Source organism: uncultured Senegalimassilia sp., assembly GCF_934636665.1.
Taxonomy (GTDB): domain Bacteria; phylum Actinomycetota; class Coriobacteriia; order Coriobacteriales; family Eggerthellaceae; genus Senegalimassilia.
The window spans coordinates 73,056-87,052 of the sequence record NZ_CAKUAT010000005.1 but is presented as its reverse complement, the minus strand read 5'-3'; the positions used below and the strand labels follow the sequence as shown (position 1 = coordinate 87,052).

Annotated in this window: 8 protein-coding genes; 6 read left to right on the top strand and 2 right to left on the bottom strand. The window is 56.6% G+C overall.

Features of this window, described 5'->3' with window-relative positions:
- Positions 1–159: 159 nt before the first annotated feature.
- Complete coding sequence (locus Q0G75_RS03065) at positions 160–909, top strand: AAA family ATPase (RefSeq protein WP_365368757.1); 750 nt, start codon at positions 160–162, stop codon at positions 907–909.
- The gene (locus Q0G75_RS03060) at positions 902–2,077 is read left to right on the top strand and encodes a ParB/RepB/Spo0J family partition protein (RefSeq protein WP_294416189.1); all 1,176 of its coding nucleotides are present in this window, start codon (positions 902–904) and stop codon (positions 2,075–2,077) included. The genes Q0G75_RS03065 and Q0G75_RS03060 overlap by 8 nt, the downstream gene beginning before the upstream one ends.
- 379 nt (positions 2,078–2,456) lie before the next feature.
- On the opposite strand, the gene rlmN is transcribed toward Q0G75_RS03060, so the two are convergent.
- A complete protein-coding gene (gene rlmN, locus Q0G75_RS03055; protein ID WP_294416192.1) occupies positions 2,457–3,494 on the bottom strand; it encodes a 23S rRNA (adenine(2503)-C(2))-methyltransferase RlmN in 1,038 nt (345 codons plus the stop codon).
- Here rlmN and Q0G75_RS03050 point away from each other — a divergent pair.
- Positions 3,445–4,566, top strand: a complete 1,122-nt coding sequence (locus Q0G75_RS03050) for a D-alanine--D-alanine ligase (RefSeq protein ID WP_365910577.1) — start codon at positions 3,445–3,447, stop codon at positions 4,564–4,566. The genes rlmN and Q0G75_RS03050 overlap by 50 nt on opposite strands.
- Positions 4,567–5,001: 435 nt before the next feature.
- On the opposite strand, the gene Q0G75_RS03045 is transcribed toward Q0G75_RS03050, so the two are convergent.
- Positions 5,002–5,646, bottom strand: a complete 645-nt coding sequence (locus tag Q0G75_RS03045) for a hypothetical protein (protein ID WP_294416195.1) — start codon at positions 5,644–5,646, stop codon at positions 5,002–5,004.
- A gap of 134 nt (positions 5,647–5,780) precedes the next feature.
- On the opposite strand from Q0G75_RS03045, the gene Q0G75_RS03040 reads away from it, so the two are divergent.
- The 3 genes from Q0G75_RS03040 (at position 5,781) to Q0G75_RS03030 (ending at position 13,982) form a co-directional block, all read left to right on the top strand.
- Positions 5,781–8,867 carry a helicase C-terminal domain-containing protein gene (locus tag Q0G75_RS03040; protein WP_294416197.1) on the top strand — a complete coding sequence of 1,029 codons (3,087 nt, stop codon included), beginning with the start codon at positions 5,781–5,783 and terminating at the stop codon, positions 8,865–8,867.
- A 404-nt stretch (positions 8,868–9,271) separates the two neighbouring features.
- Positions 9,272–10,222, top strand: coding sequence for a hypothetical protein (locus Q0G75_RS03035; protein ID WP_294417714.1), 951 nt, complete (start codon positions 9,272–9,274; stop codon positions 10,220–10,222).
- A gap of 55 nt (positions 10,223–10,277) precedes the next feature.
- Complete coding sequence (locus Q0G75_RS03030; RefSeq protein ID WP_294416200.1) at positions 10,278–13,982, top strand: hypothetical protein; 3,705 nt, start codon at positions 10,278–10,280, stop codon at positions 13,980–13,982.
- Positions 13,983–13,997: the final 15 nt, after the last annotated feature.

Sequence of the window (13,997 nt, the reverse complement as noted above, 5' to 3'; positions counted from 1 at the left end):
ATCGCCATCGACCATATCGAAGTGGTTGAGCGCGACCCCCATAGCTCAGCTGCGCCCGAGCCGCAGCCTGTTGAATCTCGCCCCGAGATCGAGCCTACGCCCATTCGCTCCTACCGCGACAAGAAGCCGGTAAAGCACGTGGTCGGCCAGACGAAGATCATGGCGATCATCAACCAGAAAGGCGGTGTGGGTAAATCCACTACCGCAATTAACCTCTCCGCTGCTCTCGGTGAGCTTGGTAAGCAGGTCCTTCTTGTCGACCTTGATCCTCAGGGCAATTCCTCGAGCGGATTGGGTGTTGAGAAGAGCCAGGTGCAGAATTGCATCTACGATGTGCTGCTTAATGATGTTCCCGTTGAGGAAGTTATCATCCCCGATGTCTGCGAAGGCTTGGATTTGGTTCCGGCAACCATCAACCTTGCCGGTGCGGAGGTCGAGCTGGTTTCAGAGATGGCGCGTGAGAACCGCCTGAAGGATGCCATTGGAGCCCTTCGCGGCAAGTATGATTACATCTTCATCGACTGCCCCCCTTCCCTGGGTCTGCTGACGGTCAACGCTCTCGTTGCCGCCGATAAGCTGCTTATCCCCATCCAATGCGAGTTCTATGCGTTGGAAGGCGTGACAAAACTCCTTGATTCAATGAAACGTGTCAAAACTCGTTTGAATCCTACACTGGATATCTATGGCGTGCTCATGACCATGTACGATGGTCGAACCACGCTGTCCCGCCAAGTGGTCGAGGAGGTGCGCAGCTATTTCGGGCGATTGGTGTTCGAAACGCTGATCCCCCGTACCGTGAAGCTTTCCGAGGCTCCTAGCTTCGGTCAACCGATAACCCTGTACGACCCTTCGGGCAAAGGTGCCCAGTCGTACATGAGTCTTGCTAAGGAAGTGATAGCCCGTGGCTAGGAATGGTCGTGGTGGTCTTGGTCGTGGTCTGAACTCGTTGCTGGGCGGTGCCTATGAGGAAGCTATTCCTCAGGAGGAGCCGCAACGCGTGCGCGTGGATGCCGAGCAGCCGCAGCAGTCTCAGCCGAAGCCTCAGCCTGAGCGCGAGGTGATTCGCGAAACCGTTCCCGCACAGAAATCGCCTGAGCCTCGGACGGCCCGTGAAACGGTTCCTTCCTCTTACGAAGAGCAGGAGCCTGAGTCTATTGTCGACAACGGTGTCGAGGTCACTATCAAGGGAGTTGCCCAGCGAGCGGCGCGCCCTGCTGTCCAGGAAGTGGTTGAGCGCACGGTAGCGCCCTCTGATGCAGCGCAGCATGAAGGCGATGCGCAGTCCCGTGAAGTAAACGAAGTCGATATCAACGTTATCGCTCCTAACCCCGATCAGCCTCGTACGAATTTCAAGCGCGAGGAGCTGGAGGAGCTTTCCGCTTCCATCCAGAAAGACGGGCTTTTGCAGCCGATTTTGGTGCGTCCGCTCGAGGATGGTACCTACCAGATCATCGCCGGCGAGCGTCGTTGGCAGGCATCGAAGCTGGCTGGTTTGCAACAAGTGCCCATTCGGGTTAAAGAAGCTAGCGACGATAAGGCTCTGGAGCTTGCGCTTATCGAGAATATCCAGCGCTCCGATCTTAACCCCATTGAGGAAGCGTACGGCTATCGCCGTATGATGGAGCGTCTGAACATGACGCAGGCAGAGGTTGCTCAGGCCATGTCGAAAGGTCGCTCCACGGTTGCGAACGCTTTGCGCCTGTTGGAGCTTCCTGAGGAAGCTCAGCAGTTGCTGTTCGAGGAGAAAATCACCGCCGGCCATGCACGAGCTATTCTTTCCATTCCCACGAAGGAAGGTCGCGAGCGCCTGACGCGTAAGCTGGTTGAGGAGAAGCTGTCCGTTCGAGAAGCCGAGGCTTTGGCTCGCTTGTTCTCTGGAAAGAAAAATGAGAATGCTAAGCCGAAGACTCCTATGCCGAAGGAATACCGTAAGGTTGCCCGGACGCTTAAGGATGTTCTGGATACGCCGGTCAAGGTGAAATCAGTCAACGGCAAGAACAAGATTGAAATCGAGTTCAAGGACGAAGACGATCTCGAGCGCTTGTTCAAGGGCATTCTTGCTTCGAATCTTGCATAAAGGATTTTGACTTCCGAGCAAAAAAAACGAGCCGGTGTTTCCTCGCCGGCTCGTTTGTTGTTTAACGAGTGATTATGTATTCGTTGCCGTCACCAGCGCCGAAGGGGTCAGGGGTGTATCAGCTTGTCGATTTGATAATCCGATAGTCATCGCGCGCTTTCGATTTAGGGAGTTTGCGCCATTCCGGCGAAGCGTGTCCTTTGTTCTCGGCTGTTTGAATGAGTATATTTGCGAAGAAGAAACCTCCTGATGCTTTCGATGGTATCCAAGAAAGCATCAGGAGGTTGTAAGGCTATGAAACCATTTGGTGCGCCTTTGCAAACGCAATAAGGCATCAATTGTTACCGTTTGCGATGCCTGCACTTGATAAGCGTACTTGCTATCGTCCGTTCGTGAACGTGTTCTTCAGCTGTCCGCAGGCGCCGGCGATATCTGATCCTCTGGAATCCCTCAACGTGGTTTCGATTCCGTGACGGCCTGTTTCCGCAATCCATTTTTCGATGGTCTTGGTAGAGCTTGGCTTGTAAGGGGATTCCGGAATCGAATTGATGGGAATCAGGTTGATATGGCAAAGCAGGCCTTTGCAGAAGTCTAGCAGCGCCGTCAGATCCGCATCGGTATCGTTAACGCCGTCGATCATGATGTACTCGAACGTGACGCGACGATTCGTTTTCTCGATATAACGCAGCAAGCTTTGCTTGAGTTTCGGCAGAGGGAAGCCGCTTGTTTTGGGCATGAGCTCAAGACGTACGTCCTGTCGCGCTGCATGAAGGGAAACGGCAAGCGTGAATTGCTCGGGTTCTTCCGCAAACCGGTCGATTCCGGGAATGATGCCGCACGTGGAGATGCAGATATGTCGCGCTCCGATTCCTAGGCCTTTTTCGTCGTTGATGATGCGAAGCGCGTTCAGCACGTTGTCGTAGTTCAGCAGCGGTTCGCCCTGCCCCATGCCGACGACATTGGTCACGCGGCGTCCCATAAGGCGCTGCACCGTGACGATCTGGTCGACGATTTCGCCCGCGGTTAAATTGCGCGTAAGGCCTTCTTTTCCTGTGGCGCAAAACGCGCACGCCATGGGGCAGCCTGCTTGCGTGGAGAAGCACACCGTAAGGCGGCCGCCATCGCGCGATGGGATGGCAACGGTTTCAACGCATACGCCGTCGTGATATTCCAGAAGCAGCTTGTGGGTGCCGTCGTTGGAAACGGCCTCCTCAAGTACGTTGGGCACGTACAGCGGATACTCCTCGGAAAGCTGATTTCGAAGTTTGGCGGGCAGGTTGGTCATGTCGTCGTAGCTTTGAGCGCCTTTGTTGTAAAGCCACTCGTACAGCTGCTTCGCGCGAAAAGATGGTTGACCGAGCTCCTTCATGAGAGGAGCCAGGTCGCTTTGGGTGAAGTTTTTGATTGGTGTATTCATGCGGGTCATTATACCTGTTTCACGTGAAACATCAGCGCTTACCTTGCATGCTGCGAAGCCTGTGTGCGGGTTTTGCTATACTGCAGCAATACGATCTCTAAAGGAGAAAGAAGGAGTCATGTCTTCAAGTATCGATCCTCGTTCTTGCCGCGTTGCTCTTTTGTGCGGCGGCAAAAGCAACGAGCGTGAAATTTCCTTAGCATCCGGTAAGGGTGCTCGCGAAGCTTTGGAGACGGCGGGCTTTTCCGTCACCGATATCGATCCGGCGAATAAGGAAGACCTGAAGCGTTTGATCGAGGAACCGTTCGATGTGGCATTCCTTTGCCTGCATGGCAAATATGGCGAAGACGGTACGGTGCAGGGTTTGCTCGATATCGTCGGTATTCCCTACACGTGCTCTGGCGTATGGTCGAGCGCGCTTGCCATGGATAAGGTGAAGGCGAAGGTCTTCTACGAGCGCGAGGGTATTCCCACCCCTCCGTCCTTGACGGTTAACAAGGGTGACAAGGTCGACATCCAGCAGGTCATCTCGTCCATGGGCGAGAAGGTCGTTGTGAAGCCCGGTACCGAGGGCAGCGCTATCGGTGTGTTCATCGTTGAGGGTGCGGAAGCTATCGAAGATGCTTTGCAAAAAGCCCTCGATATCGATGATGAGGTGCTTATCGAGCGTTATATCAAGGGCCGCGAATTCACTGTTGCCGTTCTAGGAAACCATGAGCCGAAGGCTATGCCTGTTATCGAAATCGTTCCCAAGAGCGATTTCTACGACTTCGAGTCGAAGTATGCTGTGGGCGGTTCCCAGCATATCTGCCCTGCGCGCATCCCCGACGATGTGACGAAGGTCATGCAGCGCGAAGCGGAAAACGCTCACAAGGCGCTCTCGTGCAGCGGCACCTCTCGCACTGACTTTATTCTGGAAGACAATGGTGATTGCTGGGCTTTGGAGACGAACACCATTCCCGGTATGACCGCAACGTCCCTTCTCCCCGATGCTGCTCGCGCCGCAGGCATGACCTTCCCCGAGCTGTGCACCAAGCTTATCGAGCTTGCTCTGGAAGAGCCTGTGCGATAAGCGGGTTTCGGAACAAAGTTGTTTGGCGGTCGATTGAAACGGTCGTCTTTCTACGAACTTGCGACGTAAAACAATTCAGCGCTCCTTTGAGAAATGGATGTCGTTGGATAAAGAATGCGTGACAAACAGAGGGGGCTGATCCCGGAAGCGTTCCGGGGTCAGCCCCCCCTTGCTGCAGCTGGGCGCCTTGCGATGTTCCAGCGGGTTGCATAGCGTTAAGGTTGATTCGGATGATCCGAATCTTATTCAGAGAGCAAGCCATCACGTTGTCCGTTGGTTCAAAGGCTGAATTCGATGCAGGGACTTTGAATCGAAAAATATTGCAACAAAATTTTATGTCGTCCTGTGGCAGGATGAACTCCGTAGTGTTAGGCAAACCCCTGAAACTTCCTTTAAGAAAGCCATTGGCTAGTTAAGATTGGTGAAGGGATGTGGTTAGAACAGGCCACAGCTTTTCAATCCGAACACCGCCAATGCGACCAACGCCAGCAAGAATGCCCAGCTGATCAAGAAACAACCCTTGTTCCCTTCCCTGCTTTTTTGGACCATCAAGTCGGTGAAGCCACGGGATTTCTTGAGAATGGCGGTATGGCTGTCGCCCTTGGGCATATCGGCTCGCTGCGAAGGCTGCCAGGTTCCGTGGGAATCAAGAATCGATTGCACACCCTGGTTCTTGATGTCGATACGCGGGCGTATGCCTTGCGAAAGCGATTTCATGGTCGTGCGCATGAAGGTATCGAAATCCGATTGATGCACCTTGTCGTAGCAGAAGAGCGCAACTTCGCCCCAGTAGAAACCCGGTTCCGGTTGATCGGTGAAGGCAACGAACGATAAGACGGCGTGCATTTCCCAGCTTTTAGCGGCTAACAGGTTGAGTTTGTGGGACGTTTGCTCATCAAGGTAACCTAAAACATCGCCGTAATCGTTCACGACCCATGCGCGTGTTTGGCCTTCCAAGGGCTTGAATTCGATATTGAAAACGTCGCCGATGATGCAATTCGAACCAAGTAGAATCGCCGCGTCTTTCTTGGATGTGGTGTCAAAGCGGGCATATGCGCCGTAATAGCAATCGGGCAGCATGGGGTCTCCTATCTGAAATGAAGTGAAAAAAGCGTAACACAAACGAAGAACCGGAATAACCGGCATCCATCGATGCCGGCTGACTTACAATAAGAAGGTTACAAAGTGATAGAAGCAAACATGGAAGCATCCATGTGGGAGATAAGGAATATGCCGTGCGTGGTGATTTGCTCGCGTATATCAGTGATGGAACCCCTCAAGCGATTATCGATCGCTATGCATCGCTTGCTGATGCTTCGAAAGAAAGCGATTACGGCGAGCTTGACCGCGATATCGTTGTTATAGACACCGAGACGACCGGCTTCTCGTTCAATCACGATGAGTTGACGCAGATTGCGGCCGCCCGCATGGATAAGGGCGAGATTGTCGATTGGTTCGTAACGTTCGTGAACCCCGGAAAGCCTATTCCGGAAGATGTTGCGCACCTGACCAATATTCACGATGAAGACGTTGCTGATGCTCCTTCTCCGGAAGAAGCGCTTGCGCAGCTTGCCGAATTCGTTGGTGATTCGAAGCTAGTGGCTCATAATGCCGCCTTCGATCGCACTTTCACCACGCGACATCCAAGTGGTTATCCTTTGCTGGAGAACACCTGGCTTGATTCCTTGGATCTTGCTCGTATTGCCCTTCCCCGTCTGAAATCGCATCGACTTATCGACTTGGTTCGCACCTTCGGGGCGCCGGTTTCCACGCATCGTGCGGATGATGATGTTGCGGCTACGTGCGCTGTGTTCCGCATCCTGCTGGCTGCGGTGGATGCCATGCCGAAGTCCCTTGTAGCCAAAATCGCATCGCTTGCAACGCCTGAACAATGGGAAACTCAGATTGTTTTCCAGCATTTTGCCGACCATTCCGATAATGCTGCGGATGTAGCATCCGATGAGGTCGCCTTGATCGAAGATGCTGCGCGTGACATTGTTTCACGTGAAACAAACGAGGGACAGCTCTCGTGGGCAACAAGCCAGCTGGATTTGTTCTCGCTGCAATCCATTCGCCGCGATCGCCTTCGCAAGATTGAAAACAGGCCGAAGGTCGATGCGGATGCGATTGCCTCCGATCCTATGCGTAGCATGAAGTACCCCACTGCCGAGGAGATTGCAAAGGCTTTCAGCCAAGAGGGTCTTGTGGGCAACCTGTATAAGAATTACGAGCCGCGCGCCGAGCAGCGAGATATGAGCACTTCGGTGCGTGATGCGTTCGCTTCTGGGGATAATCTTGTAGTCGAAGCCGGAACCGGCGTCGGTAAATCCATGGCGTATCTGGTTCCTTTGGCGCTTACCGCGCAGAGGAACGGCATTACCGTGGGCGTGGCAACCAAAACGAATGCTCTGCTCGATCAGCTGGTGTTCAAAGAAGTTCCCGCGCTAGCGAAGGCGTTGCGTGCATCCGATCCCGACGCAAAGCCTTTGACGTGTGCGCCGTTGAAGGGCTTCTCCCACTACCCGTGCCTTCGTAAGATTCGCAGCGTGGTGGATGATGGCGCTGCAATGAAGGAGATTCAGGGCAAAGAGCTGTCGCAGGCCCCTGCGATGGCGGCGCTGCTTTCGTTCATCGAGCAAACGGAATACGACGACATCGATGGCTTGAAGCTTGATTATCGCCTGCTGCCGCGAAAGGTGATCACGACGAGCAGTCAGGAATGCCTGCGTCGTAAGTGCCCGTTCTTCGGTAACCTGTGCTTTGTCCACGGTGCGCGCAAGCGTGCTGAAGCCGCGGACATCCTGGTTACCAATCATAGCTTGCTGTTCTGCGATATGGCCGCTGATGGCGGTCTGCTGCCGCCGGTTCGCTATTGGGCGGTCGATGAGGCCCATGGTGCCGAGAGCGAAGCGCGCCGTGCTTTCTCTATCGAGCTTGATGCCGAGAACATCCTCCGAGAGGCTCGCCGAGTGGCGGCGGATGATGCACGTAGGAACGTGTTCTCTCGTGCGGAACGCCGTGTAGTCCTGAACGGTGCGAAGGAAGAAAGCGAAACGCTGTTCTATACGCTCACGCAAAAGGGTAAAAGCGCGGGCGAGGCGTATCGCCAGACTGCCGAGGCTTTTTGCGCCAGCTTGAAAGGCTTGCTGTTCTTCGATACGAACCGACATGGGCGCGGCTACGAGATCGTCGAGTTGTGGGTGAACAGCGATATCCGTAGTTCCGCCACGTTCGGCGATATCGTGGACAAGGGCGTTGCGATGCGGGAATCTGCCGAGAAGCTGATTGCGGCTTGTCAGAACTTGGTGGCGTATCTTGAGGAAATAGAGAACGCAGCTGCGATACAGCGCGAGATAGCTGCAATGGCTATCGACCTGAAGGAACAGGTTAATGCAGTGCAGCTGATTCTTGAGGACCCCAACGAAAGCTATGCATACGCTGCAACGTTGTGCCGGAAGAAGGATCGCGTCGGCGAAAAGCTGCAAGGCATGCCCGTTAACGTCGGTGGAAAGCTGAACGATACGCTGTATGCTTCCACGCATTCGGTGGTGTTCGCGTCGGCAACGCTGTCTGTCAACGGCAGCTTCGATGGATTCACGAACGCCATGGGTCTGGGTCAAGGAGAGTTCTCGCCGGTCAAAACCTGCCAGCTTGATTCCAGCTATGACTTCGACAAGAACATGACGGTGTACGTTGTGGCCGATATGCCCGAGCCGAACGAGCCTAGCTATATGGCCACCTTGCAGAAATTCCTTGTTGAGGCCCATAAGGCGCAGCAAGGTTCGATGCTTACGCTGTTCACGAACCGTCGCGAAATGGAACGTTGCTTCGACTATGTTCAGCCTGAGCTGAAAAGCGATGATTTGCGCTTGGTATGCCAGAAGTGGGGCGTGTCGGTGAAGGGGCTGCGCGATGATTTCCTTGCTGATGAGCACTTGTCGCTGTTCGCGCTGAAAAGCTTCTGGGAGGGATTCGATGCCCCGGGCGCAACGCTGAAAGGCGTTGTCATTCCGAAGCTCCCCTTCATGAAGCCGACCGATCCGCTCTCTTGCGAACGCGCGGAACGCGATGACCAAGCTTGGCGACATTATGTGTTGCCCGCGGCGGTGCTTGAGGTGAAGCAGGCAGCTGGTCGATTGATCCGCCGTGCCGATGACACCGGAGCTCTGATTCTTGCGGATCATAGGTTGGTTTCGAAGAGCTACGGGAAAGTGTTCCTGAACTCCTTGCCAAGCAGCAACATCAAAGTGCTGCCCGCTGCCCAGATCGTTGCTGAATTGGCGGCAACGAACCGAGGCTGAACCTGGCGGCATATATGAGAAGACGAGACGATAAAATCGCCCGAGCAGCTCATATCAAAGAGAGGACGCACGGAACGTCCAACGAGATATCGTTCAGCGTCCTCGATGCTGCTAAATATAAGGAAACAACTCAGCGATTCAGCTTGAGGGATTTGCTCGCTGCCCGTAGGGATGCGAATGCTCAGAGTGTTTCACGTGAAACAGGCGAACATGTTTCACGTGAAACATCCGGTTATAAGGCGTCAGTTGGTTCGCACGCTGCCGATAGTGGCGCTCGTGGGCAGCGAAGCGGAGTCTGGTTGAAGCGGAAGCCCGTTAGACGAGCAGCCCAACGCAAGAAGGCTCTTCACGCATCAGGCTATAGCGAAGGAGCTTCATCTCAGGCGCCGGTTGCTGCTAAGCGCATGTCCATCGAGGAAGAGATAGCGCGAAGAAAAGCGCGCCGTCGCAAAGGGAGGATTGCTGCGGTATCCGTGGTGGCAGCTGCCTCGTTGGCGATCGTATCCATTGGCGTTTGGGCGTGGCATTGTCGGGTCACTGAGCAGCAAGGTTATGAGTCTGAGCTTATGGATGCGCTGAGATTGGTTTCCGAAGCTGATGAGACTATCTTGCAAATAGACGCGATAGTGGACGATCCCTTTGCAGCTGAAAGCGAAGAGAAGAAACAGGATGTTCTTTCCTCCGTCGAGCAAACCAAACAATTGCTGGTCGATGCTGATGGGAAGGCGCGCAGCGTTTCGGAAAAGCTATCCGATCCTTCCGTTCGCGAAGTCGCCAATCAGACGGTGATATCGATAACAGCGCGCCAAGGCATGATAACGCAAGGCATGCAGCTGGTTGAGGCGTCGGAAGATGCTGAGCAGGCAGCAAAGGAATGCGACGCTGCGTGGCAGGTGGTGCTGGATGCTGATGCACGGGTTCGCGAGGCGACGAAACTTGCCGGCCGGAACGAGGTTGATGCTTCCAGGGAGCGCACCTTGGAAGCAAAGGAAACGTTTTCCAAAAGCCTTGATCAGCTGAAGGTGCTTCAAGCGGATTACCAAACAGCTAATGTTTCACCGCTGATCGAGTACGTGGAAAAGCGAATGGATGCGATGGATTTGGCGGTGCAATCCGATGAGGCGCTCACTGCGAAAAACAAGGACGAGGCCATCGCGCGAAACGATGCGTACAACGCTGCCGAAGAGGAAGCGGCAACGATGGCGTCCGCTTTGCCAAGCGACCCGAAGCAATTGGTCAAAGATGCGTATTTCGCAACGTGGGCCGAGGTTATCAGAAGCTATGCCGGACAGCGTGCTGCCGCCGGTACCAGTGATGCAGTTATACGTGATTATTTGGGCGCGCAAGGCAAATAGCGTATACTGCAACCCGTATATGCCTTGCTGTAATTGAGGAACGAAAGGCACAAAAATGCCGGATATTAAAGAGCATATCGCATACCTGTCGCAGGAAATCGGCGCCCGTCCCGCTGGCACCGAAGAGGAACAGCAGGCTGCGTTGTACATTACCGAGCAATTCCAGAAGGAAGCAGGTCTGCCTGCTAACATCGAGGATTTCAACGGGGTCGGCGACCCTCATCTGCCTAGCATGATCTGCTGCGGCGCAGCTGTGGTGCTCGCCTTGCTGTCATTGATCGTGCCCGTGCTGAGCATCGTCGGGGTTGTCGGCTGTCTTGCGGCCGCCGGCTTGTTCGCCGCAGAGTATCTGGATAAGCCCATCGTCTCGAAGCTTCTGGGGAAAGGCGTGAGCCAAAACGTTGTGGCGAAGTACGCCCCTGCAGCAGCTGAGGATGGTGAAGGCGCTCGTCGCCGAAAGGTGATCTTGGTGGCTCGTTACGACACCGGCAAGGTTCGTGCCGAGCTTGCCGGTCCCACGGCGCAGGTCATGCCGCTTGTCGGCAAGATCTCCTTCGGTGCAATGGTTGCCCTTCCTGTGCTGCTGCTCATCAAGGGCGTTGCGCTGGGGTCTTCCGAAGGTACGCTCACCACGATCTTCACGCTGCTGACCGTTATCGCCATGCTGCTCACCGCTATCCCGCTGGCTCTTGGCGCATTGCATCAGACCGCAGCCTACAACGAAGGTGCGAATTGCAACGCTTCCGGCGTTGCCGCTCTGCTTGAGCTGGCTCGCCGCATCGGTGCGGGCCGTGTGAGCGAAGCCGAGATCGCCGAGCGCGAGGACGCCCTGATGCATGGACCGGAGGCCGCGTATGAGAGCGGTCTTGTGCCCGAAGGCGCCGAGTTCGTGTATTCGTCCCATCTCCGTTCCTCCATGGAAGATGAGGAGAGCCTCATCGCCGCCAAGGCTGCAATCTCGGCATTGTCCGGCAAGCCTGTCGACGGCATGACCGCTGAAGAGGTTGAGCGCAACCTTCAGAAGATCGAGCGACACGATCGCGAGGAAGCTGAAGAGGAAGCTCAAATGCAGCGCATGGAGGCGCGCGCCATCGAGAGCGCCCGTCGCGATGCCGAGCAGGCTCGTCTTGCGGCCGAGCAGGAGCAGCAGGCTCTTGAGGCCCAGCAGGCAGAGGAGGCCGAAAAGGCCCAGGCTGAGTTCGAGGACCAGCAGGCGGCGATGCAACAAGCCGAGCTCGAGGCCCAGCAGGCGGCGGCCCAGCAGGCTGCTATTCAGCAGATGCAGGCGGCTGCGGAGCAGCAGCGCGCGGCGCAGGCAAGCGTGCCTGATTGGTATGCTCGCGCTCAGGAAAAGGCCAAGAAGCCCCGTAACGCCGAGAAGCCGGCGCAGCGTTCCCGTTATGCTAGCGCCCTTGATGCCGCGGTCGCCGAAAGCGCCGGTCATTTCGCGAAGGCGAACAGCATTGTGGAGCATGAGCTTGAGCGCTCCTTCGATATCGATCGCGATACCATTCGCGAGGTTCGCGCTCCGCAATGGGCAACCATTGCGCCCGTGCAGCCCGCGGTGCAGCCTGAAACCGAGCAGCCGGTCGTGAACGCCGCAGCCCCCGAAGTCTCCGTGAATGCGGTGTCGGCGGTTGAGCAGGCTTCGCAGATGCAGCAAGCCCCCGTGCAAGAGGAGCCTGCCGTCCAAGCACCTGCGCCGCAGCAGGCAGCACAGCCCGTGCAGTTCGAGGAGTCGCTCGAAGCGGCTTCCGCTGACGAGAACGCAGGCGCAGCGCTTCAGGCAGATACTGCCGTTGCAACCTTCGCCCCCGAGCCTTCCGCTCCGGTGGCCGAGCACGCACCTGAGCCCGCGGCTGAGCAGATGACCGCTCAGCAGCCCGTCGTGCAGTTCGCCCCCGCGCAGGTTTCCGCACCGGAACCCGCTCAGACCCAGGTTGTCGCTCCTGCAGAGGTTGCCGACCCCTTCGCTACGGCGGCTACGCCCCCGATCGATGTGACGAAGCTCCATCTTGAGGATGTTCCTCCGATGGGCGACGTTCCCATGCCGGCGTTCTTGGATCCGCGCAAGGTGCAGGAAGAGGCCCAGTCCCGCCAGTCCGACGCTCCTCGCTCGGGCAATCGCGTCGATGTGACGCAGGCTTCCATCAACGAGGCCGGCCGTGTCGATGCGGCAAACGCTCCTGCGGTACCTACGCCCGCACCTATGCCCGAACCTGCGGATGAGACGGTGCCGGAACTGCAAGCCAAGCCGCTTGATATCCCAGACGCTTCCGTGGTCCCCGCGGCTCCCGTCACCTTGCCGGAGATCTCCGCGACCGCCCCGGCGGCCCCCGTTGCGGCGGCTGTGAAGCAGCGCGCTCCGCTTGCCGACGTCGAATCCGCCGGCAAGACCGCGGCACGTAGCTTACTGAACCTGCTTCCCTCCATCGGGTCGTCCGATATCAAGGCTGCTCATGAGCAGGAGGACGAAGAGGCTGAGATGTCTGGCGAGAAGAAGGATTCCAGGCCTTCCCTGCTCGCATCCTTGCCTTCGCTGTCCGGCTCCATCAAGGCGGCGGATGCGGCTCAGGCCCAGCCGGGTGTGAACGCTGCCGCAAGCTTCGGTACTGCTGGTGCTACCGGCTCGTTCGCTCCGGTGAGCAGCGAGCTTGCCAGCACCATGGATCCCGAGGACATGTACGTCGATGATGCGGATGATTCCGCTTACGATGATCACTTCACCGAAACGGGTGCATTTGCGGGCCCTGGCTACATGGAGATGCCTAAGTCGCGCTTCCGCCGCCTGTTCGACAAGTTCCTCCATCGCAAGGAAGACGAAGAGGATACGCCGCAGGAGTGGCTCGACGTGGACGACAACTTCGAGGCTCGTGCCGCCGGAAAGGCGCGCGGCGGCTGGGAGAGCTTCCAGGAAGAGCACTACGAGCAGGGCGAGTATCAGGGTGATTACGCTGTCGAAGCCGATCAGGATGCTGTAGCTTATCCTGGGGCTACGCAGGCTCTGCCGGCTTTGCAGAGCGATGACCTTGGCGCAACCCAGGCTTGGACGCCCCAGCCGATCGATGTTGAGGCGGCAGGCCAAGAGGCTTCCCAGGTCGCGTACGACGATTCGTTCAACGTTGACGACGTGGCAGACGACGAGCAGTCCGGGTCCAACCGCTTCCGTCCGTGGCATGGCGGCGCTTACTCCGCACGTCGCATGGAGAACAGCAACCTGTCCTCCGAGGAGCTTGCCGATGAAGCGGCCGCGGCGGCTGTGCCCACGCCCGTCGAGCTTAACGAGGAGCTTAACGAGGTGTACCAGTTCCGCAACCCCGACATCGATGCCGAGGTGTGGTTCGTGGCCCTGGGTTCCGAACTTGCTCAGAATTCCGGCATGAAAGCGTTTCTTGAGGCTCATCAATCCGAGCTGCGAGGTGCATTCATCGTCGATATCGACGCTATCGGCGCCGGCGATCTGACCATGATCGAGCGTGAGGGTTTCTTGAAGCCCTCGAAGGCATCGTCGCGCATGAAGCGCTACATTCGCAAGGCTTCGCAGGCTACCGGCATCAAGGTGGCGTCCGGTGCGTTGCTCGGCGAGGAGAGCGCTGCATCGTATGCGGCGAAGCATGGCTGCCAGGTAACCCATCTGGTGGGCATGGAAGGCGGCAAGCTCGCGCTGTACGGCCAGCAGGACGACATCGTCGAGAACATCGATGAGAAGAAACTGGCCTCCAACGTGGACTTCCTTATGGAGTTGTTGAAGAATATGTAAGGCCTGTAACATGCT